Raw genomic sequence first — 25,227 nt, 5'->3', positions numbered from 1 at the left:
TGGGAGCGACCGACGTTAAAGAAGCGGCCGCAGCCGACGCGTGAATTGGGCGGCGCGCTGGAAGGGCCGCGCTAGAAAAACCAGGCGAACGCGAACACCCCGAGCATCGCGAAAGCCAGCCCCAGCTTGAGAACGATGCCCAGCACGATGCCCAGCCACGTGCCGAAGCCGACCTTCGCGGCCTGCCGGATTTCCCGTCCGTGGATCAACTCGCCGATGAGCGCGCCCACGAACGGGCCGACGAACAACCCCAGCGGCGGCATCACGAACAGGCCCGCGAAGGTGCCCAGGATCGCGCCCCAGATCGCCTGCTTGCTCGCGCCGACGCGCTTGGCGCCATGCGCCGTGGCCCAGAAATCGATCACGAACGACACCGCCGTCATCAGGCCGAGCACGACGAGCGTGACCCATCCGATTTCCTGGAAATTGCCGGCCCACGCGGCGAGCAACATGCCCGCGAAGACCAGGGGCAGCCCCGGCAGCGCGGGCAGGATCACGCCGGCCAGGCCGACGAGGACGAGCAGGGCGGCGATGGCGTAGAGCAACGCTTGCTGGGTCATCTGGGTTCTCTGTTTGCACGAAAAACCCGGCCTTTCGGCCGGGTTCGGTTTCCCGCATCTTGCCTCAGTTCTGGAACGGGGTGTTCTCCGCGAAGTATTCGTGGCTGTCGGCGTTGTCCAGCGCCGCGGCCGGGTCGGTGATCGCCAGGTTCTTCGCGCCCGCCTGGCCGTAGACGTGGTCGTCGGTGCCGGCGGTGACGTTGAAGTGGCTCATCTCGTGGATGAGCGTGCCGGCCTTCGAGTCGGTGCCCGTCAGCGGCGCACTCCAGAACGCGCGGCAGACGAAGATTTCGTACGGGCGGGTCGGATACACGTAGGCGTAGTAGCTCTGGTTGCAGCCGCAGTTGATCTTCACCTCACCGGCGCTCTGGTCCATCGCCGCGTCGATCGAAGTGAAGTGCGACTTCGCGGTGTTATAGCGCGCCGAGGTGTAGCTGCCGAACCACGTCGTGTAACGCGGGCCCGCCGTGCCGGCGTTGAGATAGCCCTTCGCGTTTTCGGTGTAGGTGCGCGCGCTGTTCACCGCGCTGCCCGCGGTGCTGATCTGCGAGGTCGTGCAACCGACGTAGCTCACGCCGTTGACGACGGTGCCGCCACCGCCGGTGGGCGGCTTCTTCGCACCATTACCGCCGGCCTTGCCGAGCAACTGGTCGCGGCCGTCGACCCACAGGCGCAGCGGCGCCGAGCGCGCGATCATCGGCGCGCCGGAGGCTTGGCGCAGCATCGCGCCACCCGACAGCGAGGCGTGTTGCAGCGGCGAGGCGAAGGTCACCGTGTACTGCCCGGTTTGCGCCAGATCGTAGGCAGCGGAGAGATCCACTTTCGCGATATAGGTTTGACCGGGGCGAATGATCGCGAAGTCCGCGGCGGTCGGCAGGCCGCGCTTCACCAGCGGGCCTTCGTATTGCACGGGCTTGCCGTCGCGGCTCACCTGGAACAGGCGGGCTTCGAGGAAATCCGACGGGAGCTGCCACTTCGGCACGCGCACCGTGTTGCGACTGGTATTGGTGATGCGCACTTCGACGGCGCCGAGGAAGTCGCTGGCCTTGCCGGTGGCGGCGACCATGCTGACCTGCAGCGGATTGTTGCGCGCGGTGGGCGGTGCGGCGGTCGAGACCGCGGCGATCGAACCGGCGAGGAGGGCGGATGCGACGACGGTCTGGCTGACGGACAGTTTCATGCGAGCGGAACCCCCGGAAGTGGTTGGAAGCGCGATGCCCGCTCTGCGGCGGACCGGCCGACCATAGGCCCGGGCGAAGGCGCCCGCATTCTGCGCTGCAGCAGTCGCTGCCCGCCGCATATGCGCGAAGCGCGCGTGAAGGGGATGCAAAAAAGAGGCCGCCCGGAGGCGGCCTCGAACAAGGACGAACTTGGGGCTGGATCGCTGATCAGTTCGCCCAGGCGCGGCCGTTGTAGACGCGCACATACGCGCCTTCGCGGATTCCGCCGACATCGGTCTGGTTGAGCGTGACCGTGTTGCCGTTGTCCATGCGCACGTAGACGTTGTAGCTCTGCGCCTTGTTCATGTTCTTCTGGATCGCCGAGCCGGCGACCGCGCCGCCGACCGCACCGGCGACCGTGGCGGCATTCTGCTTGCCGTTGCTCGTGTTCTTCGCGAGCTCATGGCCCGCGACCGCGCCGACCACGCCACCCAGGACCGCGCCCGTGGTGCCGCTGGTCTGCTGCGAACCCACCGCGTCGATGCGCGTGACGGTGCCGCAGTCGTAGCAGCTCTGCGCCGGCGGCGGGGTGTTGTAACCAGACGTGCCGTTGTAGGACGGCGACGTCGATGCGCAGCCCGCGAGCGCGAGGGTGGCGACGGCGGCTGCAGCAAGCATGTGCATCTTCATGCGACTCTCCTGTCGGTGTTTGTCCGGACACCGATGCTGTGAGTCGCGCGGTGAACAGGGCATCAAGCGCGCGGCTTTTGCCGCGCGCGCATCAGCGCGTGTTCAGTTGCCAGATCTTCAGCAATGCAAATCAGCGATGCAATCGGGCTTGCAATATCAACCGCGGAAATCCTGGTGGCACGCCTTGCACGCGTTGCCGATGGATTCCATCGTCTTCGCCAGGGCGGGGCAGGTGAGCGGCGGATTCGCGCGCGCTGCATCCAATGCTGCGCGGAAGCCACCGGCGGCCTTGGTGAATCGCGCGTCGTCGCGCAGGTCGGGGAAGGCAGCTTCGATATCGTCTGCGGTCAGGCGCAGCGCATTGAAGTGCGGCAGCGTGTCGGTCGCGTTGCAGCGGTTGGCTTCGAGGTTGTTCTTCAGTTGCACCGCATGCCATTGCTGGACGTGCATCAACGCATCGGGGAAGGGATCCTGCCGCGCCTGCCACGTGCGCACCGCCATCACGGTGAGGATCGCGCCCACCACCAGGCCGACAAGGAAGAGGAAGAAGTAACGCGCCCCGGTGCCTGCCATGTCCGTGCTCCTGCGTGGATGGTGTGGCGGCGAGGGTAGCAGAGGGGCGGGGCCGCGGGCGCGGCTTCGCTAGAATGCGCGGTATGCGACAGGACTTGCGGGATCGATTCGCCGGCATCGACCGGCTCTATGGGCGTGGCGCGGTGGAGCGCCTCGACACGCGGCGCGTGGCCGTCATCGGCCTGGGCGGCGTGGGCGCGTGGGCGGCCGAGGCGTTGGCGCGTTCGGGGGTCGGACATCTCACGCTGGTCGATGCGGATGATCTGTGCGTGTCGAACACCAATCGCCAGTTGCCTGCGATGACCGGGAATTACGGGCGCAACAAAGCGCAGGTCATGGCCGAGCGGGTGCGTGCGATCCATCCGCAGATCGATGTCGATCCGGTGCAGCACTTCCTGACGGCCAGCAACCTCGACACCTTGCTCGATCGCAACTTCGACCTCGTGCTGGATGCCTGCGACAGTTTCCGGACGAAGGTGACTTCGATCGCATGGTGTCGGCGTCGCAAGCTACCGATGATCACCGTCGGCTCGGCCGGCGGCCGCACCGATCCCACGCAAGTCCGCGTACGCGACCTCTCGCGCACCGAACACGATGCGATGCTCTCGCTGATCCGGAAGAAGTTGCGCGGCGAGTTCAATTTTCCGCGCAGCAAGGATCGGTATTTCGGGATTTCGGCGGTTTATTCGCTGGAGAACGTGAAGTATCCGCAAGCCGATGGCAGCGTGTGCGGGGTGCGGCCGCAGATGGATGCCGATGCGGCGTTGAAGTTGGATTGCGGCGCGGGGTTGGGGGCGGCGACGCATGTCACCGGGGCGTTTGCGTTTGCCGCGGTGGGGAAGGCGATGGAGGTGTTGTTGAAGGTCAAGGCCGAGAAAGGCGTGATCGCCTCGGCCTGACGCCCCGCTGCGCCGTTCTGGTGGATGCGTCAAACCAACCCGAACAATCTCTCTGCGTTCCCCGTGGTCGCCTTCGCGATAACCGCAGGATCTTCCCCGCGCAACTCCGCGATCGTCTCCAGCACCCGCACCATGCGCGCAGGTTCGTTCCGCTGCCCGCGGTGTGCGCAATCAGGTTGATCCGGTGCGTCGGTTTCCAGCAGCAGCGTTTCGAGGGGCACCGTCGCCGCCACGCGCCGTACACGGTTCGCACGCGCGTATGTCACCGGCCCGCCAATGCCGATGAGGAAGCCCAGGTCGGCGAGTTGCCGCGCCTGTTCTTCACTGCCGGCGTAGCTGTGGATGACGCCGCGCAGATTGCCGATGCGTTTGATCGCCGCCATCACGGCATCCACGGCGCGTCGTGCGTGCACGATGACTGGCAGGTCGTATTCGCGCGCCAAAGACAGTTGTCCGTCGAAGTAGGTGGCTTGCACGTCGCGGTCGAGATCTTCGATCCAGTAATCCAGGCCGCATTCGCCGATGGCGACCGGACGTTCGCGTTCGATCCAGTCGCGCAGTTCGCGCAAATGGTGTTCCCGATGGGCGGCGATCATCATCGGATGCAGGCCGTAGGCGGGGAACAGGCCTTCGTCGCGGGCGCATGCGTCGCGTAATTTCGGCCAGGTGTTCGCTTCGATGGCCGGAACGATCTGCCGGGTGACGCCGACTTCGCGCGCGCGTGCGACGACGGCGTCGCGATCGGCGTCGAATTCCGCAACGTCGAGATGACAGTGCGTATCGACCAGCGCGTGCATCAGCGTCGGGGTGTTTCGATGACGTCCGGTGCCTTGCGCTTGCGAAGGCCCGCGAGCAGCAGGGTGCCCAGGCCGAGGAGGATTTCGTCGGCGAAGGGAATGAAATCGGGGATCGCGGTATCGAGTACGAACAAGGCCGCGGTGATGAGGAACAAGCGGGGGAAACTCAATTTCGACAGAAACCCGAGCACCCGGTTGGTGATGGGGTTGGGCATGGACGGGGCGCTCCTGAATGCTGCGTTCATCCAACGCTAGCACGCAGCCTGCAGCGATCGTGCCGTGCTTCACGATTCGGTTAAGAACTTGTCAAATTGCGGGGTGGCCGTTCAGGAAGGAAGTGTTGGAATCTTTCCCGACGCCGGCGCTCGTGCCGCCGAAGCAAGTACGAAAAAGGCCGAAGGAGGCCTACCGCCATGTTGAAGAACAACACACTCGCCATTGCCCTCGCTGCGCTGCTCGTGGGCGGYGTGGCCACCGCAGCCTTCATGAACAACCGTGGCAAGGCCGACGTCGCCGCCGACGTGCAGCCCTCGGCGTCGCTGGCCGCCAACCCGGCGGACGCGGCGGCCGACCAGCCGCTGGACGACACCGGCGTGCAGGCCACCCCGAAGGTCGAATACGCCGACGTGATCGGCGTGCAGCCGATCAAGAAGTCCGAAAAGCTCTACGCGCAGGTCATCGGCACCGAGCCGATCAAGGAAACCAGCACCACCTCCTCGCCGCACGAGGTCTGCCAGGACGTCGTCGTGCAGGAACGCGCCCCGGAACGCGACGGCAACGTCGGCGGTACGGTCGTCGGCGCGGTGGTCGGCGGCCTGCTCGGCAACCAGGTCGGCAGCGGCAACGGCAAGAAGGCCGCGACCGTCGCCGGTGCGGTGGCCGGTGGCTTCGCCGGTCGCGAGATCGACAAGCGCCACGTGGGCGGCAAGGTGGTCGACAAGACCGAGCGCCAGTGCCACACCGAGACCTCGACCTCGCAGTCCTCGCGGACCGTCGCGTGGAACGTGACCTACCGCAACCCGGACGGCACCACCGGCACCATGCGGACCGGCGACAAGCCGGGCAGCCGCATCTCGCTGGGCAGCGAGTCCCGGACCGTCGGTTACGACGTGACCTACCGCTATGAAGGCCAGGAACACACCGTCCGCATGGACGAGAAGCCCGGCCAGCGCCTGCCGGTGGTCGACGGGCAGGTCATGACGCAGGTCGCCTCGGCCGCGGGCAGCGACGACAACGGCTAAGGCCGGACAAGCGGAAACCGTTACCAGATGGGGCCGGAGCGATCCGGCCCCATTTTTTTACCTACAATGTCGGGCTTCCGTCCGCATCCAAGCCCCCCATGGCCCTGCATCCCTACGATCTGTTCGACGTCCGCTCCCTGCTCAGCGAAGAGGAGCGCGCCGTCCAGGACACGGTCGCGCGCTTTACCGACGAACGCGTCATCCCGATCATCGGCGATGCCTTCGACCAGGCCCGCTTCCCGCGCGAGCTGGTGGGCGAAATCGCCGAACTCGGCCTGCTCGGTTCCTCGCTGCCCGAAAAGTATGGCTGCGCCGGCCTCAACGCCGTCAGCTACGGCCTGATCTGCCAGGAACTCGAACGCGGCGACAGCGGCATCCGCAGCTTCGTCAGCGTGCAGTCCTCGCTGTGCATGTATCCGATCTTCGCCTACGGCACCGAAGAGCAGCGCACGCGCTGGCTCCCCGACATGGCCGCGGGCAAGGTGATCGGCTGCTTCGGCCTGACCGAACCGCAGGGCGGCTCGGACCCGGCCAACATGAAGACCAACGCGCGCCGCGACGGCGACGACTGGGTCCTCAATGGTTCGAAGATGTGGATCACCAACGGCAACCTCGCCGACATCGCGATCGTGTGGGCGCAAACCGACGACGGCATCCAGGGCTTCGTCGTCGAGAAGGGCATGGCCGGCTTCGCCGCGCAGGAGATCAAGCACAAGATGTCGCTGCGCGCCTCGGTGACCAGCGCGCTGTTCTTCGACAACGTGCGCGTGCCCGAAGCCAACCGCCTGCCGAACGTGAAGGGCCTGAAGGGTCCGCTGGGCTGCCTGACGCAGGCGCGCTACGGCATCACCTGGGGTCCGATCGGCGCGGCCATCGCGTGCCTGGACGAAGTGCTGCACTACACCAAGGAACGCATGCTCTTCGGCCGCCCCGTCGCGGCCACGCAGAGCGCGCAGATCAAGATGGCCGAAATGGCCCGCCGCATCACGCTGGCGCAGATGCTCGTGCTGCAGCTGGGTCGCCTGAAGGACGCCGGCAAGATGCAGCCCTCGCAGGTTTCGCTGGCGAAGTGGAACAACTGCCGCATGGCCATCGACATCGCGCGCGAATGCCGCGACCTGCTCGGCGGCGCCGGCATCACCACCGAGCACGGCGCGATCCGCCATGCCCTCAACCTCGAGTCGGTGATCACCTACGAAGGCACGGAAACCGTGCACCAGCTGGTGATCGGCCGCGAACTCACGGGCATCAGCGCGTTCTGACGCCCGTGTCGCGCCTGGACACCCGCATCGAGACGCAGCGCCTGGTGCTGCGCGTGCAACGCGCGGAAGACTTCGAGTTCTTCGCGGAGTTGCAGCAGGACGAAGAAGCGTGCCGCTACATCGGCGGCACCGCGCCGCGCGCGGCCGCATGGCGCAAGTTCCTGCAGATGCCCGGCGCATGGGCGGTGCAGGGCTTCGGCATGTTCGCCGTGATCGAGAAAGCTTCGAACCAATGGATCGGCAACATCGGCCCATGGCATCCCGAAGGCTGGCCCGGCACCGAAGTGGGCTGGGCGTTGCGCCGCGCCGCGTGGGGCAAGGGCTATGCGTACGAAGCGGCGGTCGCCGCGATCGACTGGGCCTTCGACGAACTGGGTTGGACCGACGTGATCCATTCGATCGACCTGGACAACGTCGGTTCGCAGGAGCTCGCCAAGCGCCTGGGTTCGCGCAATCTCGGGCGCGGGCAATTGCCGGCGCCGTTCGAGGATGTCGTGATCGATATCTGGGGCCAGTCGCGCGAGCAGTGGCGCGCGCGCAACCGCTGATGGCCATCCTCACCGTCCACGGCTTCTCGCCTTCGGGCAACTGCCACAAGGTGCGGTTGCTGCTCGAACAACTCGGCCGCCCGTATCGCTGGGTGGAAACGCGCAGCGACCAGGGCGCGACGCGCACCCCCGAATTCCTCGCGCTCAATCCCAACGCCAAGGTCCCCGTGCTCGTGCGCGAAGACGGCGCGGTGCTGACCGAATCCAACGCGATGCTCTGCTGGCTCGCCGAAGGCACGCCGTTCCTGCCGGCCGATGCGTGGGAGCGTGCGCAGGCGCTGCGCTGGATGTTCTTCGAGCAATACAGCCACGAGCCCTACGTCGCGGTCGCGCGCTTCATCTGCGGATGGACGCCGCTGGATTCCCCGCGTCGCGCGGACCTGCCGCGTTTGCGCGAGCGCGCGCACGATGCGCTGCGCGTGATGGAACGCCATCTGGCCGAACATCCCTGGTTCACCGGCGCGCGGTACGGCGTGGCGGACATCGCGTTGTTCGCGTACACGGCCGTGGCGGGCGAGGGCGGTGTCGCGCTCGACAAGTATCCATTGCTGCGCGGCTGGCTCGATCGCGTGCGCGCCACCGAACACTTCGTGGCGCTGCCCGAGAACGACGCGGACGTGCGCGAACGCCTGGCGGCGATGACGTGATGCTGCGCCGCCTCCTGCTCGCATTCTTGCTGTGTTGCCTGGCGCTCCCCGCGTTGGCCGCCGATTACCGCTTCGCGCCCGCGCCGGCCTGGGTGAAGGACGCCGCATTGCCCGATGCCGGCGACGCGCAACCCACCGGCGACGGCACGCGTTACCTGCTGCTCGACGATCAGGTCGACGTGCGCGGCCCGCAGCGCGTCGCCTATCGCCGCATCGCCACGCGCATGGACAACGCCCGCGCGCTGTCCGACGGCGGCCAGATCGAAATCTGGTACCAGCCCGAATACCAGCGCGTCGAGATCCATGCGATCGAAGTGCGTCGCGGTGGCCAGGTCACCGATCGCCGCAATTCCGCCCGCATCGAAGTGCTGCGCCGCGAGGAGGACCTCGACCAGGCCATGTACGACGGCGAGCACACGCTGAGCATCACCTTGCCCGACCTGCGCGTGGGCGACATCGTCGACTACAGCTACAGCGTCGTGGGCGACAACCCGGTGTTCGGCGGCGATTACCACGGCAGTTACACCGCGCGCTTCGATTCGGCGCTTGCCTGGCGACGGGTGCGCGCGCTGTATCCCGCCGCGCGTCCGTTGCACGTGCGTGCGCCGGCGGATTTCCTGCGACAGGACGGCGCGATCGGCGATGCGCGTTTCGTCGAATTCTCCGCGCGCCGCCTGCCGCGCACGCGCACCGAGCCGGACACGCCGTCCAGCTTCGATCCCTACGGCGACATCGAGCTCTCCACCGCATCCAGCTGGTCCGACGTCGTGCGATGGGCCCTGCCGATGTACAACCCGCGCCTGCGCGATCGCGCGCTCGCCGCCGATCTCGTGCAACGCCTGCAACTGCACGACGCCGACAAGCGCGCGGCGATGCTGCGCGCGATCGCCTTCGTCGAAGGCGAGATCCGCTACACCGCGCTGGACATGGGCAAGAATTCGCACGAGCCGAACCTGCCCGAAACCGTCGTCGAGCGCCGCTTCGGCGACTGCAAGGACAAGGCCGTGCTGCTCTCGGCGCTGTTGCACGAAGCCGGCATCGTCGCCGAGCCCGTGCTCGTCGACACCGAGGGCCGCGAATCGCTCGCCAGCCGCCAGCCCAGCGCGGTTGCCTTCGACCACGTGGTCGTGCGCGCGCACCTGGACGGCAAGCCGGTCTGGATCGACCCCACGCGCGACACCGAAACCGGCGCGCTCGAAGATCGCTCGCCGCTGCCCTTCCGCCTCGGCTTGCCGATCTGCGACACCTGCGATCGCCTCGTCGACATCCCGCAGCCCGCGCCGCGCACGCCGCTGGTGGACGTCGGCCAGCGCGTCGACCTTGCGACGACACGCGACGGTTTCCGCGCCGATTTCACCATCGTCACCGACTACCGCAACGAAAAGGCCGACGGCATCCGCGACACCTTCGCCGATGGCGAAGACGAGTTGGGCGAGCAATACGTCAGCTACATGCGCAAGTACTACGACGACTTGCAGAGCACGCGCACGCCGAGCCTGCACGACCGCGGCCAAGGCGCCGCGCGCGCCATCGAACGCTACGTGATGCGTTGGCCCGCGAAGGACGGCAACGGCTTCGACATCGTGCTGTTCCAGTTGCTCGACTGGATGCCGGCCTTCGACCTCGACAAGCGCAGCACGCCGATGGCGCTGGACGGTCCGGCCTATGCGCGGCAGACCGTCCGCACGCACCTGGCGGGCGGATGGGACATCGCGCCCGACGAGACCACGGTCGCCAATGCCTACTTCCGTTTCCGTCGCGTCGTGCGCGTGGTCGGCGACAAGCTGGAGATCGTCGGCGAATGGCGCCGCCTCGCCGACCAGGTGCCCGCGCGCGACTACGCGAAGGTCCGCGCCGACGTTCGCCGCGTGCGCGAACTCATGGAATACAGCGTGGCGATCGGCGATGACGCCGACGACACCGCCGCCAAGGCGCAGAACGCCTCGGTGAACGAGTGGCGCATGATCGCCGCCGTGCTCGCCGGCCTTGCGCTGTTCTTCGCAGGGCTCGCGTTCAAACAGGAATCCCAATTGCGTCGTCTGCGCTCGTCGTGGACCGCCCCCCAGAATCGTTCGAGAGACGCCGCCCCATGAACGCCGCCAAGCCGATCCCCGCCCGCATGAAGGGCCTCAACCGCGCCGAGATCTGCGACGTCAACTTCCAGGAGTTCGTGCGCGATTGGAACGGGCACCGCGATGTCGCGCCCGCGCCGCACGAAGCGATCCTCGAAGGCAGCGCGCTGGATGCGCAGGGCTTCCGCGAGATCTTCGAATCGCAGTTGATCTCGCGCCATCTGGATCTGATGGCGCGCGTGTTGCGCGTGCAGAACAAGGTCTTCTACACGATCGGTTCCAGCGGCCACGAAGGCAACGCGATGGTCGCGCGCCTGACGCGCCACACCGATCCTGCGTTCCTGCATTACCGTTCGGGCGGCTTCATGGCCGAGCGTTTCCGCAAGCTGCCGGGCATGGATCCGATCATGGATTCGGCGCTGTCCTTCGCGGCCAGCAAGGACGATCCGGCGAGCGGCGGCCGCCACAAGGTGTGGGGCAGCAAGCCCTTGTGGGTGTTGCCGCAGACTTCGACGATCGCCTCGCACCTGCCGAAGGCGCTGGGCACCGCGCTGGCGATCGAACAGGGCCCGCGCATCGGCCACGAATTGCCGATCCCGAACGACAGCATCGCGATCTGTTCCTTCGGCGATGCCTCGAGCAACCACGCGACCGCGCAGACCGCGTTCAACGCCGCGGCGTGGACCGCGTACCAGAAGCTCCCCGCGCCCGTGCTGTTCGTGTGCGAAGACAACGGCATCGGCATTTCGGTGAAGACGCCGAGCGGCTGGGTCGCGCGCAACTTCCAGCAGCGCCCGGACCTGGATTACTTCTATGCCGACGGCCTCGACCTCGCCGAAGGCTACGGCCAGGTGCAGGCCGCGGTCGAACATTGCCGGCGCACGCGCCGCCCGACCTTCCTGCACCTGCGCACCACGCGGATCATGGGCCACGCGGGCACCGACTTCGAAATCGAATGGCGTTCGATCGAAGAACTGTGCGCGGTGGAAGCGACCGATCCGTTGTTGCGTTCGGCCGCGATCGCGCTCGAATCGGGCCTGATGTCGAAGGAAGAAATCCTCGCGCTGTACGAAGACACGCGAAAGAAGTGTTTCGCCGCGGCCCACGACGCCGACAGCCGTCCGCGCCTGACCGACCTGGCCGACGTGATGAAGCCGCTCGCGCCGTACACGCCCGAGGCCGTGCGCAAGGAAGCCGCGCGCGTGCCGGACGCCGCGCGCCGCGAGCAGGCCTTCGGCGGCGAAGCGAAGCTGCCGGAGAAACAGGCGCCGCGCCATCTCGCGATCCAGATCAACAACGCGTTGCACGATCTGTTCGCGAAGTATCCGCAGGCCTTGCTGTTCGGCGAAGACGTCGCGCTGAAGGGCGGCGTGTACACGGTGACCAAGGGCCTGCAGAAGGCCTTCTCCGGCAAGCGCGTGTTCAACACGCTGCTCGACGAGACGATCATCCTCGGGCTTGCGCAGGGTTACGCGAACATGGGGATGCTGCCGTTCCCCGAAATCCAGTACCTGGCGTATTTCCACAACGCCTGCGACCAGATCCGCGGCGAAGCGGCGAGCCTGCAGTTCTTCAGCAACGGCCAGTACCGCAATCCGATGGTGATGCGCATCGCCTCGCTCGGGTATCAACGCGGGTTCGGCGGGCACTTCCACAACGACAATTCGATCACTGCGCTGCGCGATATCCCGGGCCTCGTGGTCGGCTGCCCTTCGCGTGGCGACGATGCGGCGACGATGCTGCGCACGCTGGCCGCGCTCGCGCAGGTCGACGGGCGCGTGTGCGCGTTGCTCGAACCGATCGCGCTGTACATGACGAAGGATTTGCACGAGCCCGGCGACGGCGGATGGCTCACGGAATATCCGGCGCCGAACGAAGCGATGGAACTCGGCGAAGGCCGCGTCTATGGCGCCGGCGACGACCTGGTGATCTTCACCTTCGGCAACGGCGTCCCGATGTCGTTGCGCGCGGCGAAGCAGATCGAAGGCAAGCACGGCTGGAAGACGCGCGTGGTCGACCTGCGCTGGCTGGTGCCGCTCAACGAAACCTTCATCCGCGAACAGGCGAAGAGCGCCAGGCGCATCCTGATCGTCGACGAAGGCCGCAAGAGCGCGGGCGTGGGCGAGGGCGTGGTGACCGCGATCGTCGAAGGCGGTTTCGGCGCGCGTCCGTTCCAGCGCGTGGTCGGTGCCGATACGTTCACGCCGCTCGCGGGTGCAGCCTTCCTGGTGATTCCGTCGGACGAGGACATCGTCGCGGCGGCCGACCGGCTCGCCGCAAAGGCGTGATCCGCTAGCGGGCGAGCCCGGCGAGCAACGCGCGTTCGCGCAAGATCACGCCGTTGCTCGTCACCGGCACATCGGGGCGCTCGACGGGCAACACCGCGAGCGCCACCCAGCCTTCGCCATTGCGCGCGGTGCTGACGACCTGGCCCAGCGTCGCGGCGCCCACGTCGACGTTCGCGCCGGCTTCGGGCTCGCTCTGGCATTCGAACAGCGTCAGCCCGCGCTTGACCTGGCCGAGGAAGTGCGTGCGCGCGACGATCTCCTGCCCGGGATAGCAGCCCTTCTTCACGCTGAAGGCGTGCAGGCGGTCGAGCGAAAGCATTTGCGGCGTCCATTGCTCGGCTTGCGAGGCCGGCAGGCGCGGAAAGCCCAGGCGCAAATCGGCTGCGCGCCAGCGCGTTTCGGACTCGGCATCGTGCGGCGAGGGCCCACCCGGCGCGATGCGCAGCGTGCGCTTGAGCCCGAATCCACCGAAGTCGAATTCGATCCCGTCCTCCGGCGTTCCCGCGAAACTGGCGCCCGCGGCCTTCGACGGGGCGTCGAAAGTGCCGCTCGCGTGAAGATCATCGCGCACCACCACCTGCAACTGGCGGCGCAGCACGAAGCGCTGCAGTTGTGCGGCAAGGGCGTGCGCATCGACGTCGGGCACGATGAGCCACGCCGCGTCCTGGGCCACGCGGGCCAGGGCGAAGAGCGCGATGACGCGGCCTTTCGGGGTCAGCCACCCGTTCCATTGCCATCGCCCGACGCGCGCGGACTCGACGTCGTTCATGCACTGCGCTTGCGCGAAGGCGATGGCGTCGCGCCCTTCGAGCGCGATCACGCGGTGGCCGGGAAGGGCGAAAGCCGGGGCGGGCGGGGGCGCTAGGTTGTGGGACATCCGGTGCGGACTTAAACTTCGGGGGTTGTGACGCCGCGAATCATAGGTCAATCCGAACCCGACACCGACGCCGGAGCGCTGCCCGATGGTGCAGTCACGCCGCGCGAAGGCACGCAGGTTGTCCCGGCCGACGACGTTGACCCCGTTTCGCCGCCGGTCGAGATCGGCGGGCGCAAGGGATTGGACCCGGTTCGCTACGGCGACTGGGAGAAGAACGGCCGCTGCATCGATTTCTGACGCCGCACCCGATTGACATCACGTAAGGAAGACGACCCGATGGCGACGCAACGCCCCCTGTCACCGCATCTGCAGGTGTATCGCTGGCAGATCACGATGACGATGTCGATCCTGCATCGCGCCACCGGCATCGGCCTGACCGTCGGCGCATTCGCGTTGGCATGGTTCCTCGTGATGCTCTCGATGGGCCCCGAGTCCGGCGCGCGCGCGATGGCCTGCGTGGGATCGCCGATCGGATTGTTGTTCACCTTCGCCTTCTCGCTGTGCCTGGTCTACCACCTGTTCAACGGCCTGCGGCACCTGCTGTGGGATACCGGCCACGGCTACGACATCCCGTCCGTCTACAAGACCGGCTGGACTGTTTTCGCGCTCACGGTGGTCGTCACCGCCGCGCTGTGGTTCTTCGCACTGGGAGTCGCCTGAGCCATGACCGACCTGCGTACTCCGCTCGCACGCGCCCGCGGCCTGGGCTCCGGCAAGACCGGCACCGGCCACTTCTGGGTGCAGCGCGTCACCGCCGTCGCGCTCGCCCTGCTCGTGCCCTGGCTGGTGTGGGTGCTGCTCTCGATGGTGGGCGGCGATTACCAGCACGCCATCGACGTGCTGCACCGTCCCTGGAACGCGATCCTGATGGGCGCCTTGCTCGTCGCGATGTTCTGGCACGCCAAGCTCGGCATCCAGGTGGTCATCGAAGACTACGTCCACACGCGCGCCTGGGAAGTCACGCTCCAACTGCTGAACCTGTTCCTGTGCACCCTCGGCGCGATCGCGTCGTTGTTCGCGATCGTCCGCATCGCGCTGCTGGCCTGAGCCCAAATGACCGCCTACAAGATCCAGGAACACAAGTACGACATGATCGTCGTCGGCGCCGGTGGCGCCGGCCTGCGCGCCACCTTCGGCCTGGCCCAGAAGGGCCTGAAGACTGCGTGCCTGACGAAGGTCTTCCCGACGCGTTCGCACACTGTCGCCGCGCAGGGCGGTATTTCCGCCGCGCTCGGCAACATGGGCGAGGACGACTGGCGCTTCCACTTCTACGACACCATCAAGGGGTCGGACTGGCTGGGCGACCAGGACGCGATCGAGTACATGTGCCGCGAGGCCATCCCCGCGATCATCGAACTCGAACACCAGGGCGTGCCGTTCTCGCGCACCGAAGACGGCCGCATCTACCAGCGCCCCTTCGGCGGCATGACCACGCATTACGGCAAGGGCATCGCGCAGCGCACGTGCGCGGCCGCCGACCGCACCGGCCACGCGATCCTGCACACGCTGTACCAGCAGTCGCTCGCGCATAAAGCGCAGTTCTTCATCGAATACTTCGCGCTCGACCTGATCATGGACGAGGAGGGCGCCTGCCGCGGCGTGCTCGCACTCGACATGGCCGAAGGCACGCTGCACCTGTTCCGTTCGCACGGCGTGGTGCTCGCCACCGGCGGCTACGGCCGCGCGTATTTCTCGGCGACCTCCGCGCACACCTGCACCGGCGACGGCGGTGGCATGGCGCTGCGCGCCGGCCTGGGCCTGCAGGACATGGAGTTCGTGCAATTCCATCCCACCGGCATCTACGGCGCGGGCTGCCTGATCACCGAAGGCGTGCGCGGTGAAGGCGGCATCCTGCGCAACAGCAACGGCGAGCGCTTCATGGAGCGCTATGCGCCGAATGCAAAGGACCTCGCTTCGCGCGACGTGGTCTCGCGTTCGATGACCATCGAGATCCGCGAAGGCCGCGGCGTGGGCCCGCTGAAGGACCACATCAACCTCGACCTGACGCACCTGGACCCGAAGGACATCCACGAAAAGCTTCCCGGCATCGCCGAGAGCGCGAAGATCTTCGCGGGCGTGGACGTGGAGAAGGAACCGATCCCCGTGCTCCCGACCGTCCACTACAACATGGGCGGCATCCCCACCAACTATCACGGCGAAGTCGTGCAACTGCGCAACGGCAATCCCGATGCGGTGGTGCAGGGCCTGTACGCGATCGGCGAAGCGGCGTGCGTGTCGGTGCACGGCGCGAACCGCCTGGGCTCCAACTCGCTGCTCGACCTGGTGGTGTTCGGCCGCGCGGTCGCCAACCGCTGCGCCGAGACCATCAAGCCCGGCATGCCGCACAAGGATCTGAAGACCACCGCGTGCGACCAGTCGCTCGCCAACTTCGACCGCCTGCGCAACGCCAAGGGCTCGCTGCCCACGGCGGAGATTCGCAACAACATGCAGCGCGCGATGCAGGCCGACGCCGCGGTGTTCCGCACCGGCGAAACGCTGGCCGAGGGCGTGGCGAAGATCCGCGAGATCCATGCGTCCTTCAGCGACGTGCGCGTCAGCGATCGCTCGCTGGTCTGGAACTCCGACCTGATCGAAACGATGGAACTGCAGAACCTGCTGGGCCAGGCGCTCACGACGATCGTTTCGGCCGAGAACCGCACCGAGTCGCGCGGCGCGCATGCGCGCGAGGACTTCCCGGAACGCGACGACCAGAACTGGCACAAGCACAGCGTGTGCTGGGTCGACGATGCGGGCAACACGCGCATCGACTACCGCCCGGTACACATGTACACGCTCAGCAGCGACGTCGAAGTCGTGCCGCCCAAGCCGCGCGTCTACTGACGCAGGGATCGAGAAACCATGGCTGAATTCACGCTCCCGAAGAACTCGAAGATCGGCAAGGGCCGGCACTTCCCCGCACCCGCCGGTGCGAAGAAGGTGCGCACCTTCAAGGTCTATCGCTGGAACCCGGACGACGGCAAGAACCCGAGCGTCGACACCTACGACGTCGATCTTGCGACTTGTGGCCCGATGGTTCTCGACGCGCTGATCAAGATCAAGAACGAGATCGACCCGACGCTGACCTTCCGCCGCTCCTGCCGCGAAGGCATCTGCGGTTCGTGCGCGATGAACATCGACGGCACGAACACGCTGGCGTGCACGCGCGCGATCTCCGATTGCACGAAGGCCGAGGTGCCGATCTACCCGCTGCCGCACATGGCGGTGGTGAAGGATCTCGTGCCGGACATGACGCACTTCTACGCGCAGTACGCATCGATCAAGCCGTGGATCCGCACGCAGACCCCGGCGCCGGATCGCGAACGCCTGCAGTCGAAGGAAGACCGCGCGCTGCTCGACGGCCTGTACGAATGCATCCTGTGTGCGTGCTGCTCGACCAGCTGCCCGAGCTACTGGTGGAACGGCGACCGTTACCTGGGCCCGGCGATCCTCCTGCAGGCCTATCGCTGGATCGTCGACTCGCGCGACGAAGACACCGGCGCGCGCCTGGACGACCTCGAAGATCCGTTCAAGCTCTACCGCTGCCACACGATCATGAACTGCGCACGGACCTGCCCGAAGGGTTTGAATCCGGCGAAGGCGATCGGCGAGATCAAGAAGTTGATGCTGGCAAGGCGCGGCTGATCCCGTGGCCGACGCGGAGATCCTCAAGCCCGCGTTCGCCCTGGTCGGCCTGACGGCCGTCGTCTTCGTTCGCATGTACTGGTTGCGCCTGTCCGAGATCGCGCGCGGGCGCATCGATGCGCAAGCAGTCGCGACCTCGTCGGAAATGGCGCGCCTGCTGACCGACACGCGCGCGTCCGACAACTTCCGCAACCTGTTCGAACTCCCCGTGTTGTTCTACGCCGCGGTGTTCGTGGCGATGTCCACGCACCTGGTCACGCCGATCTCGATCGCGCTGGCGTGGATCTTCGTCGCCCTGCGCATCGCGCACAGCGCCGTGCACTGCACCTACAACCGCGTCATGCACCGTTTCTTGCTGTACGTCGCGGGCGCGTTGGTGCTCTTCACGTGGTGGGTCTACCTGGCGGCGGGGCAGGCGTGGTGAACGACGACGCCGAAATCCGCAAGCTCAAGTGGCGCTGCCGCCGCGGAATGCGCGAACTCGACCAACTGCTCGAGCGTTGGCTCGATACGTCCTGGCGCCAATCCAACGATGCCGATCGCGAGACCTTCCTGCGCGTGCTCGATAGCGAAGACGACCGCTTGTGGAAATGGTTCCTCGGGCATGAAACCGCGCCCGATGGTGAATTGCAGGCGCTCATCGAGCGCATCCGCAACCTGCCGCACGCTTAGCCGTCAGAGCGCGCGCCCGTCGTAGTTGTGCACGGGAATCGCCGACAGATCCACGTCGTCGAGCACGCGCAGGTTGACCGCTGCGACGGGATTGCCCTTCGGATCGTTCGCTTCGCCGAACACGTGGATGCCGCAGGTGTCGCAGAAGCGATGCTGGATGTGGTGCTTGTTGAAGGTGTACGTCGCCATGTCCGATTCCGGCGTGCGCAACACGAGCTTCTCGCGCGGCACGAACCACAACAGCGACGCACGCTTGGCGCACATCGAACAATTGCAGGCCAGAGCGCTGTCGATCTGACCCTCGACATCGAAGGCCACCTTGCCGCATTGACAGCTACCGGTGTAGTTCATGGCGCGCGCGCTCCTGGGGGAATTCGGCGATGCTACCACCCGCCCTTATCCCCCTTCCCAAGGGGGATCAATCGCGCGCAGCGCGATTGAGGGGGATAAACCCCGCCGCGACCCCGACCGCCGCCCCCATCCCGATCACCTGCGCCACCACGAACCCCGGCACATCCACCATCCGGATCCCCGCGAACGATTGCGTCAACCCACGCGCCACCGTCACCGCAGGATTGGCGAACGACGTACTGCCCGTGAACCAATACGCCGCGAAGATGTAAGCGCCGACCAGCGCGGGCACGGCCGCAGGCCGATGCGCCATGCCGAGCAGGATCGTGAGCAACAGACCGAACGTCGCGACGCCCTCGCTCAACCATTGCCCGGTGCCGGTGCGCACATGCGTCCCGGGTTGCAGCAAGGCCTGGTCGAACATCGCATGCGCGAGCACGACACCGAGGATGGCTGCGATGCCTTGCACGGCGATGTAGGCGAGCGTGGTTCGCGTGTCGATCGCACCGCGCAGGCGCATCGCGAGCGTCACCGCCGGATTGAAATGCGCGCCGGAGATCGGGCCGAGGATCACGATGAGGACGTAGAGGATCGCCGCCGTGGCGCTGGCGTTGGCGAGCAACGCGATGCCATCGTTTCCCTGCGACAAGGCAACACCCATGATGCCGGAGCCGACGACCGTCGCCAGCAACGCGGCAGTGCCGAGAGCTTCGGCCAGCAACGCACGCGGCAAGCGGTTCACAGCGACGCCAGCAATGCGCGCACGCGCGCGGCGATGTCGTCGCGCACCACGCGGTACTCGACGTCGTCCATGTGCCTGGGATCGGACAGCGCCCAATCTTCGCGCCGCTTCGCGGGCACCCACGGGCATTCGTCGCCGCAGCCCATGGTCACGACCGCATCGAATGCGCCTTCGATGTCATCCAGGGATTTCGAACGATGCGCGGAGAGGTCGTAGCCCACTTCCGACATGAAACGCACCGCTTTCGGATTCACGATGCCGGAAGGACGCGAACCTGCGCTCTGCGCATCGACGTCGCCGCCGCCGAGCATGTGTGCGAACGCCTCCGCCATCTGGCTGCGATTGGAATTCTCGACGCAGACGAACAAAATGCGTTTCATGATTTGCGCGTGCTCTTGCGTGGCTTGCAGACGGAAGGCACCGGATCGCATGCGCCCGATCCGGCGCAGCAGTTCTCGGTGAGATAAGCGATGAGCGCATCCATGCGCTCGTAGTTCGCGCGCAGGCGGATGACGCGGCCTTCGCGTTGATCGAGCACGAGGCCGGCCGAGCGCAGGACGTTGAGGTGCGCGGTCAGCGTCGCCGGCGGCAGATCGAGGTGTTCGCGCAGTTCTCCCACCGGCAAACCGTCCGGACCGGCCTCGACGAGCCGTCGAAAGGCGCGCAGTCGGGATTCGTGGCCCAGCGCGGCCAGGCAGGCGAGGGAGGAGGGCATTTCCATAATTCCAATATTATGGAAGTAATGACGCGCGTCAACCACCGGACCGATTGGCGCGGTGCGCGTTGGCTCCTACTCCCGAAGCGCACTCCGCCGAATGCGGACCTTTAACCGTTTCCTTATCGCCTTCACAGTACGTTCGGCGTTTCGTCCACTCCCCCGAGAGGCAAGCCATGACTCCGAAGATCCAGCCCTGCCTGTGGTTCGACAAGAATGGCGAAGAAGCCGCGCGCTTTTATGCCGACACCTTCCCCGACACCAGGATCGACAACATCGCGCGCGCGCCGGGCGACTATCCCTCCGGCAAGGAAGGCGACGCCCTGGTCATCAACATGACCATCTTCAAGATGCCTTTCATGCTGTTGAACGGCGGGCCGCAGTTCAAATTCGACGAAGCGGTGAGCTTCCAGGTGGCCACCGACGACCAGGCCGAAACCGATCGCTACTGGAACGCCATCGTCGGCAACGGCGGGCAGGAGAGCGAATGCGGTTGGTGCAAGGATCGCTTCGGCCTGTCCTGGCAGATCACGCCGCGGCGCCTCACCGACTTGATGAGCGAAGGCGGCGAAACGGCCAAGCGTGCCTTCGAAGCGATGATGACCATGCGGAAGATCGACATCGCCGCCCTGGATCGTGCGGTTGAGGGTGTCAAAGCCTGATCCCGGACCGAATCGGGCCTACACTGGGCCGATGAAAATCGCCCAATACCCGAACGCGACCCTCCGCAAGAAGCTGCTGGTCGCGGGCATTCCCGAATCGGAGCAATCCCTGGAGTCGCTGTTGACGCGGCTCTCGGAGCTCGACGCGCCGCTGTTGAAGGGCCTGTCCGCCGACATGACGGCGGAGCTGCTGCTGTATCTGATCTCCAAGGGCGTGGTTTCGCTTCCGAAGGAAAGCGACAAGGCGCTGCTCGACCTGCCTTGGGGCTCGCACGTCTGCCAGTTCTACGAGACCAAGCAGGACCAGCTCGACATGCTGGTGCCGTACTTCAAGCAGGGGCTGGAACGAAACGAAGCCTGCGCCTGGCTGGTCGGCGATCTGACGGTCGATGAAGCGCGCAATGCGCTCGCCGCCGCCGTGCCCGATCTTGCCGACCGCATGGCCAAGGGGCAGATGCAGATCGTGCATTACGCCGAGTTCTATACCGATCCCAACGGCACGGTGAAGGCGCCCGAACAGTTGAGCTACCAGTTCGCCGCGCTGGGTGCGGCCGCCAAGGCCGACGGCTTCGAAGGGTTGCGCGCGTCGGGCAGCGTGGCCTGGGTGAACGATGCCGCGAGCATGTCGCGATTCATGGCCTACGAAACGCGCGTGAACGTCGCGATCCAGGACGCCAAGATCATGGCGGTCTGCACGTATCCGGCCGGGTCTGCGTCCCTGTGCGCGTGCAGGGAGCTGATTCACAACCACGGCAACTTCTTCGTCAAACGCGGCGAATGGGTACACGACAAGTCGCGCGACGCCGAGCGGATCGAAACGGTCTTCGCTGCGCTCGCAAGGGCCTGACAGCGGTGTTCACCGCGCGACGCGCCCCGCGTCGTTACCCTCCTTCGGGTTGATTCCGCGAAAGGAGGCCGCCATGACGTCGGACACCAAGACCGCGCTGGACCACGTGCACGACACGGTGCTGCAGCTCAAGGAGATGCGGCACTACGCCAAGAACAACGTCGAGATGCTGACGACGCAGTGGCTGTTGTTCGATGGCGAGCTGTCCAAGCTCAAGCGTGCGTCGCGTTTCGAAGACCTGATGACGCGGCAGGGCCAGTTCTACGATTCGGTCGAAGCCGCGATCACCGACCTGGAAGAGCTGGCCGTGCAATTGACGCCGGCGCCCGAGGAAGGCGCGGCGCAGGCTTGATCCTCGCGCAACGCGTGCCGCGCGTGCGTTGTTGCACGCACTGTTGAATTCCGGTCACGCATGCGATGCCGGTATCCCCCGGCATTCATCCGCCCAACGGTCGCGCAAGCATGGCCGGCGTTCGCCGGTGTTACGCGTTCGGCCTGAGTGAACCAAGCACGAGCCGCGCCACCGCGCGGAGAAGCGAGGATCACGATGGCAACGAAGAAGCAGGCGAAGAAGCCGGCACGCAAGCAGGCGCGCACACCACGGCCCGCGAAGAAAACGCAACGCGCGAAAGCGATGCCGCTTCCGGACTTCGGCCCACCGAACGTCATTGCCTTCGAACCGCTGTTCGATGCGGGAAGGGCGAGCAAGGCCGTCAAGGAAGTCGGCGCCGATCCGACCAAGGCGCGCACCGCGGTCTACATCCACGGCATCGGAAATCATCCCGAAGAACAGGTGCTCGTCATCCGATGGGATCGTGCGCTGTTCGGGAAGGACATGGGCGATCGCACGCGCATGGCCTATTGGGTCAATCGCGCGCGGTATCCGCAGCCATCGAGTTGCGACTGCATCGACCCCAAGTGCGCCTGCCACGATCCGGAGGAAGCCTTCCGCACGAAGAAGGTGCTCGCCGTCGGGACGCCCGATCCGCAGCACGAACTCGATGAAGCGGTGAAGGCGATCACGTCCGATCCCGCGCAGCAGGAATTCCTGCGACAGATCGGTTCGCAGATGCTGGACCGCGCCGAGGAAGAGGCGGCCTCGCAATCCAGGGGCAATGCGCTGACCTTCGAAGCGGTGGGCGGAAGCAAAGGCGTATACGGCCTGCAAACCAAGGGCTTCGGCGATGCGCTCCTGCGCAAGTTGACCGACCTGATTACCGGCATGGCGCTGCCGGACGTGCAGGACTTCCTGTTCGAATGGGATCACCGCAAGCAGATGGAAGACATCTTCCTGCAGCGCCTTGCGAGCGGTGGCGCGCCCTTCATCGTCGTCGCGCACAGCCAGGGAACGATGATCGCGTACGACGTGCTGCGCCAACTCAGCAAGGCCCAGGCGGACGTGCGCCTGTTCGTGACGATCGGCTCGCCGCTCGGGTTGCCGCCCGTGCGGACGGTCTTCGAGAAATGGACGAAGCAGAAGAAGTTGCCGTTCCCGCCCTGCGTCACCAAGTGGGTCAACGTTGCGAACACCGGGGATGTGGTCGCGTTCGACCCGAACCTGACCGACGACATCGGGCCCGTGCCGGCCGGTGCGTCGTTCGAGAATCACCAGATCACCCGTGCCGAGCGCGACGCCAATCCGCTGTTCACCGGCAACGCGCATTCGGCGATGGGCTATCTGTCCACGCCCATCGTGCGGCAAACCGTGTATGCGGCCGTCGGCCGCGACTTCGCCAGCAGCATGGCGAACCAGCGGATCATGTCCGACCTGGTCGAGCGCATCGAAACCAAGGACGAGGCGTACCGCCACCCGGTCATGATCGAGGTGATGGACCTCAAGGACAAAGGCGAAAGCACCATCGAAGCCGGCCGCCTTGCGATCGACGCGCGCCTGCGGGCCTTCGCCAAGCGCAGCAAGACCAACATCGACCTGCTGCAGATCCAGCATCACATGCGCTTTTTGTCGGCCAAGTTGAACCGGTCGGAGATCGAAGTCCTGCGCACGGAGTTCAACGGGCTGCAGATCAACCGCGTCTGGCAGAACGCGCAAAAGAAGGCGCTGATCTGCCGCTCAGCGCAAATGGTGCAGGCCGCGCCGGCGCACCAGGCGTATTCCGCGCATGGCCACGGCATCGAATGGGCCTTGCTCGACACCGGCATCAACCACCTGCATCCGCACTTCGCGATGCACGAGAACCTCGCGAGCCTGTGGGATTGCACGGACAGCAAGCGAACGGGCAACGGCGTGAACCAACCCATCGGTGGTTTCGTCACCTACGACAAAGGAAAGCCGACCCTGCCGGCAGGTGCGGATGGCTTCATCGATACCTTCGGCCACGGCACGCACGTGGCCGGCATCATCGCCGGCGAATTCCCGCATCCGTTGGAAGACGAGAAGGAAATGCTTCCGTTCTCCGGCATGGCGCCGCGCGCGAAGCTGCATTCGTTCAAGGTCTTGAACAACAGCGGCGAGGGCGAGGATGCGTGGATCCTGATCGCGCTGGACAAGATCGCGCAGATCAACGAGCAGTCGCAGGAACTCCGAATCCATGGCATCAACCTGAGCCTGGGCGGCAACTTCGACCCGAGCGTCTTCGGATGCGGGCACACACCTTTGTGCATGGAACTGCGGCGTTTGTGGCGACAGGGCGTGTTGATCGTGTTGGCCGCCGGCAATGAAGGCTTCACCGTGCTGCAGACCTTGAACGACGGACCGTGGCAAGCCAACCTGGATCTGTCGATCGGCGATCCGGCCAACCTCGAAGAATCCATCGCGGTGGGTTCGGTGCATCGCACCAATCCGCACACGTATGGCGTGAGTTATTTTTCCTCGCGCGGGCCGACGGCCGATGGACGGCTCAAGCCCGACGTCGTGGCGCCCGGCGAGAAGATCCTGTCGGCACGTGCGGACTTCAAGGACTTGCTGCCGAAGGGCATGACGGCCGGCAATCTCACGCCGGCACAGCTCAAGAAGCTGACCGCCGAACAACTCTATGTCGCCGAGTCGGGCACCAGCATGGCCGCGCCGCATGTGTCGGGCGTGCTCGCCGCGTTCCTGTCGCAGCGCCGGGAGTTCATCGGCTATCCGGATCGCGTGAAGCAGATCCTGATGGAACAGTGCACCGACCTTGGGCGCGACGCCTACGCGCAGGGCAAGGGCATTCCGAACCTGGTGAAGATGCTCGCAAGCACCTGAGGCCGCCGCATGATCGAGTTCGACAAGGGTCCGACGCAACGCTTCGCGAAACTGTTCGCGGCATGTCCCGATTACGGCGCGTTGAAGCCGCACTTCTGGTACGACTGGGGGCCGGTGTTCTACCGCGGTCGCCTGGATGGCTCGGCGCGCGTGCTGTGCATCGCCTCCGACCCGGGCGCCACCGAGCGCATCGCGGCGCGCACGCTGGTCGGCGATGCCGGGCAGCGCGTGCAGGGTTTCCTGCGCAAGTTGGGGTTGACGCGTTCCTATCTGTGCCTCAACGCGTATTCCTATGCGTTGATTCCCTCGCACGCGAGCGACGGCGATGCGCTGCTCGACGATCCGGTGCACAAGAAGTGGCGCAATCGCGTCTTCACCGCGGCGCACACGCCGAAGACCCAGGCGATCATCGCCTTCGGCGAGCAGGCGCAGCGTGCGGTCGCTCTGTGGACAGGGAAGGGCACCACGCCGGTGTTCGAACTACCGCATCCCAGCAGTCACGACGAGACCAAGCTGGCGACGCAATGGCGGCAGGCGGTGATCGACCTGCGCGGCATCGTGACACCCGACGACGATGGCGAAACGGGCGTCGCCAATTACGGTGCGGCCCTGGTCGAGAGCGACTACACGCCGATTCCGCGTCGCGACTTGCCCTATGGCGTGCCCGCATTCCTCGGCGACGATGCCGCCGGCCGCATGACCACGCCCGCGCATCGCTCCAGCGTGTCGCGCCCGAATCCGGACGACCGGCACACGCTGATCTGGATCGCGCCGACGGGCGCCTGA

General features: G+C 66.1%; 30 protein-coding genes. 19 read left to right on the top strand and 11 right to left on the bottom strand.

The window, feature by feature from the left end:
• Positions 1 to 71: 71 nt before the first annotated feature.
• The 4 genes from AC1DOM_RS10900 to AC1DOM_RS10885 form a co-directional block, all read right to left on the bottom strand.
• A complete protein-coding gene (locus tag AC1DOM_RS10900; protein ID WP_498963151.1) occupies positions 72 to 560 on the bottom strand; it encodes a DUF456 domain-containing protein in 489 nt (162 codons plus the stop codon).
• 64 nt (positions 561 to 624) lie between these two features.
• On the bottom strand, positions 625 to 1,740 hold the full coding sequence (locus tag AC1DOM_RS10895) for a M35 family metalloendopeptidase (protein ID WP_498963149.1): 1,116 nt from the start codon (positions 1,738 to 1,740) through the stop codon (positions 625 to 627).
• Positions 1,741 to 1,948: 208 nt separating this feature from the next.
• Entirely contained in the window at positions 1,949 to 2,410 is a 462-nt protein-coding gene (locus AC1DOM_RS10890; RefSeq protein WP_498963147.1) for a glycine zipper 2TM domain-containing protein, read from the bottom strand.
• A gap of 156 nt (positions 2,411 to 2,566) precedes the next feature.
• Positions 2,567 to 2,983, bottom strand: coding sequence for a hypothetical protein (locus AC1DOM_RS10885; protein WP_498963145.1), 417 nt, complete (start codon positions 2,981 to 2,983; stop codon positions 2,567 to 2,569).
• Between the two features lie 83 nt (positions 2,984 to 3,066).
• Between AC1DOM_RS10885 and AC1DOM_RS10880 the strand changes: the two genes are divergently transcribed.
• Positions 3,067 to 3,882 carry a tRNA threonylcarbamoyladenosine dehydratase gene (locus tag AC1DOM_RS10880; RefSeq protein ID WP_498963143.1) on the top strand — a complete coding sequence of 272 codons (816 nt, stop codon included), beginning with the start codon at positions 3,067 to 3,069 and terminating at the stop codon, positions 3,880 to 3,882.
• A 29-nt stretch (positions 3,883 to 3,911) separates the two neighbouring features.
• Here the strand turns inward: AC1DOM_RS10880 and AC1DOM_RS10875 are convergent, their stop codons facing one another.
• The gene (locus tag AC1DOM_RS10875) at positions 3,912 to 4,679 is read right to left on the bottom strand and encodes a TatD family hydrolase (RefSeq protein ID WP_498963141.1); all 768 of its coding nucleotides are present in this window, start codon (positions 4,677 to 4,679) and stop codon (positions 3,912 to 3,914) included.
• Positions 4,679 to 4,894, bottom strand: a complete 216-nt coding sequence (locus tag AC1DOM_RS10870; RefSeq protein WP_498963139.1) for a DUF6116 family protein — start codon at positions 4,892 to 4,894, stop codon at positions 4,679 to 4,681. The genes AC1DOM_RS10875 and AC1DOM_RS10870 overlap by 1 nt, the downstream gene beginning before the upstream one ends.
• Positions 4,895 to 5,131: 237 nt before the next feature.
• Between AC1DOM_RS10870 and AC1DOM_RS10865 the strand changes: the two genes are divergently transcribed.
• From AC1DOM_RS10865 to AC1DOM_RS10840, 6 genes are all read left to right on the top strand, one after another.
• Entirely contained in the window at positions 5,132 to 5,920 is a 789-nt protein-coding gene (locus AC1DOM_RS10865) for a glycine zipper 2TM domain-containing protein (protein WP_498963474.1), read from the top strand.
• Between the two features lie 98 nt (positions 5,921 to 6,018).
• The gene (locus AC1DOM_RS10860) at positions 6,019 to 7,182 is read left to right on the top strand and encodes an acyl-CoA dehydrogenase family protein (RefSeq protein WP_498963137.1); all 1,164 of its coding nucleotides are present in this window, start codon (positions 6,019 to 6,021) and stop codon (positions 7,180 to 7,182) included.
• Positions 7,183 to 7,187: 5 nt separating this feature from the next.
• Positions 7,188 to 7,730, top strand: a complete 543-nt coding sequence (locus AC1DOM_RS10855; RefSeq protein ID WP_498963135.1) for a GNAT family N-acetyltransferase — start codon at positions 7,188 to 7,190, stop codon at positions 7,728 to 7,730.
• Entirely contained in the window at positions 7,730 to 8,377 is a 648-nt protein-coding gene (locus AC1DOM_RS10850; RefSeq protein WP_498963132.1) for a glutathione S-transferase family protein, read from the top strand. The genes AC1DOM_RS10855 and AC1DOM_RS10850 overlap by 1 nt, the downstream gene beginning before the upstream one ends.
• Positions 8,377 to 10,470 carry a DUF3857 domain-containing protein gene (locus tag AC1DOM_RS10845; RefSeq protein WP_498963130.1) on the top strand — a complete coding sequence of 698 codons (2,094 nt, stop codon included), beginning with the start codon at positions 8,377 to 8,379 and terminating at the stop codon, positions 10,468 to 10,470. The genes AC1DOM_RS10850 and AC1DOM_RS10845 overlap by 1 nt, the downstream gene beginning before the upstream one ends.
• Positions 10,467 to 12,737, top strand: a complete 2,271-nt coding sequence (locus AC1DOM_RS10840) for a thiamine pyrophosphate-dependent enzyme (RefSeq protein WP_498963128.1) — start codon at positions 10,467 to 10,469, stop codon at positions 12,735 to 12,737. Before AC1DOM_RS10845 ends, AC1DOM_RS10840 begins: the two co-directional genes overlap by 4 nt.
• Before the next feature lie 4 nt (positions 12,738 to 12,741).
• On the opposite strand, the gene ygfZ is transcribed toward AC1DOM_RS10840, so the two are convergent.
• Positions 12,742 to 13,557 (bottom strand): CAF17-like 4Fe-4S cluster assembly/insertion protein YgfZ, encoded by an 816-nt coding sequence (ygfZ, locus tag AC1DOM_RS10835; RefSeq protein ID WP_498963126.1) that lies wholly within the window; start codon positions 13,555 to 13,557, stop codon positions 12,742 to 12,744.
• A gap of 84 nt (positions 13,558 to 13,641) precedes the next feature.
• Between ygfZ and AC1DOM_RS10830 the strand changes: the two genes are divergently transcribed.
• From AC1DOM_RS10830 to AC1DOM_RS10800, 7 genes are read left to right on the top strand one after another with little or no spacing between them, the layout of a single operon-like run.
• Positions 13,642 to 13,851, top strand: a complete 210-nt coding sequence (locus tag AC1DOM_RS10830) for a DUF1674 domain-containing protein (RefSeq protein ID WP_498963124.1) — start codon at positions 13,642 to 13,644, stop codon at positions 13,849 to 13,851.
• Between the two features lie 39 nt (positions 13,852 to 13,890).
• Positions 13,891 to 14,274: a succinate dehydrogenase, cytochrome b556 subunit gene (sdhC, locus tag AC1DOM_RS10825; RefSeq protein WP_498963122.1), complete on the top strand. Its 384-nt coding sequence runs from the start codon at positions 13,891 to 13,893 to the stop codon at positions 14,272 to 14,274.
• 3 nt (positions 14,275 to 14,277) lie between these two features.
• On the top strand, positions 14,278 to 14,661 hold the full coding sequence (gene sdhD, locus AC1DOM_RS10820; RefSeq protein WP_498963120.1) for a succinate dehydrogenase, hydrophobic membrane anchor protein: 384 nt from the start codon (positions 14,278 to 14,280) through the stop codon (positions 14,659 to 14,661).
• A 6-nt stretch (positions 14,662 to 14,667) separates the two neighbouring features.
• Positions 14,668 to 16,455 carry a succinate dehydrogenase flavoprotein subunit gene (sdhA, locus tag AC1DOM_RS10815; protein ID WP_498963118.1) on the top strand — a complete coding sequence of 596 codons (1,788 nt, stop codon included), beginning with the start codon at positions 14,668 to 14,670 and terminating at the stop codon, positions 16,453 to 16,455.
• Positions 16,456 to 16,473: 18 nt separating this feature from the next.
• Positions 16,474 to 17,256 (top strand): succinate dehydrogenase iron-sulfur subunit, encoded by a 783-nt coding sequence (locus tag AC1DOM_RS10810; protein ID WP_498963115.1) that lies wholly within the window; start codon positions 16,474 to 16,476, stop codon positions 17,254 to 17,256.
• A 4-nt stretch (positions 17,257 to 17,260) separates the two neighbouring features.
• Positions 17,261 to 17,680, top strand: a complete 420-nt coding sequence (locus tag AC1DOM_RS10805) for an MAPEG family protein (protein WP_498963113.1) — start codon at positions 17,261 to 17,263, stop codon at positions 17,678 to 17,680.
• Positions 17,677 to 17,928 carry an FAD assembly factor SdhE gene (locus tag AC1DOM_RS10800; protein ID WP_498963111.1) on the top strand — a complete coding sequence of 84 codons (252 nt, stop codon included), beginning with the start codon at positions 17,677 to 17,679 and terminating at the stop codon, positions 17,926 to 17,928. The genes AC1DOM_RS10805 and AC1DOM_RS10800 overlap by 4 nt, the downstream gene beginning before the upstream one ends.
• A 3-nt stretch (positions 17,929 to 17,931) precedes the next feature.
• Here AC1DOM_RS10800 and AC1DOM_RS10795 read toward each other — a convergent pair whose 3' ends face one another.
• The 4 genes from AC1DOM_RS10795 to AC1DOM_RS10780 form a co-directional block, all read right to left on the bottom strand.
• Entirely contained in the window at positions 17,932 to 18,279 is a 348-nt protein-coding gene (locus AC1DOM_RS10795) for a GFA family protein (RefSeq protein WP_498963109.1), read from the bottom strand.
• A 67-nt stretch (positions 18,280 to 18,346) separates the two neighbouring features.
• Positions 18,347 to 19,021, bottom strand: coding sequence for an aquaporin (locus AC1DOM_RS10790; RefSeq protein WP_498963107.1), 675 nt, complete (start codon positions 19,019 to 19,021; stop codon positions 18,347 to 18,349).
• Positions 19,018 to 19,401, bottom strand: a complete 384-nt coding sequence (locus AC1DOM_RS10785) for an arsenate reductase ArsC (protein ID WP_498963105.1) — start codon at positions 19,399 to 19,401, stop codon at positions 19,018 to 19,020. Before AC1DOM_RS10785 ends, AC1DOM_RS10790 begins: the two co-directional genes overlap by 4 nt.
• Positions 19,398 to 19,736, bottom strand: coding sequence for an ArsR/SmtB family transcription factor (locus AC1DOM_RS10780; protein ID WP_498963103.1), 339 nt, complete (start codon positions 19,734 to 19,736; stop codon positions 19,398 to 19,400). The genes AC1DOM_RS10785 and AC1DOM_RS10780 overlap by 4 nt, the downstream gene beginning before the upstream one ends.
• 176 nt (positions 19,737 to 19,912) lie before the next feature.
• On the opposite strand from AC1DOM_RS10780, the gene AC1DOM_RS10775 reads away from it, so the two are divergent.
• From AC1DOM_RS10775 to AC1DOM_RS10755, 5 genes are all read left to right on the top strand, one after another.
• Positions 19,913 to 20,398 carry a VOC family protein gene (locus tag AC1DOM_RS10775; protein ID WP_498963101.1) on the top strand — a complete coding sequence of 162 codons (486 nt, stop codon included), beginning with the start codon at positions 19,913 to 19,915 and terminating at the stop codon, positions 20,396 to 20,398.
• Between the two features lie 31 nt (positions 20,399 to 20,429).
• A complete protein-coding gene (locus tag AC1DOM_RS10770) occupies positions 20,430 to 21,245 on the top strand; it encodes an MEDS domain-containing protein (RefSeq protein ID WP_498963099.1) in 816 nt (271 codons plus the stop codon).
• Positions 21,246 to 21,318: 73 nt separating this feature from the next.
• Positions 21,319 to 21,597, top strand: coding sequence for a hypothetical protein (locus AC1DOM_RS10765; RefSeq protein ID WP_498963097.1), 279 nt, complete (start codon positions 21,319 to 21,321; stop codon positions 21,595 to 21,597).
• Positions 21,598 to 21,792: 195 nt separating this feature from the next.
• Positions 21,793 to 24,441, top strand: a complete 2,649-nt coding sequence (locus AC1DOM_RS10760) for a S8 family serine peptidase (RefSeq protein ID WP_498963095.1) — start codon at positions 21,793 to 21,795, stop codon at positions 24,439 to 24,441.
• 9 nt (positions 24,442 to 24,450) lie between these two features.
• Positions 24,451 to 25,227: a uracil-DNA glycosylase family protein gene (locus AC1DOM_RS10755; RefSeq protein WP_498963093.1), complete on the top strand. Its 777-nt coding sequence runs from the start codon at positions 24,451 to 24,453 to the stop codon at positions 25,225 to 25,227.

This window comes from Lysobacter sp. P5_B12, assembly GCF_056400425.1.
This window is presented reverse-complemented; position numbering and strand designations above follow the sequence as displayed.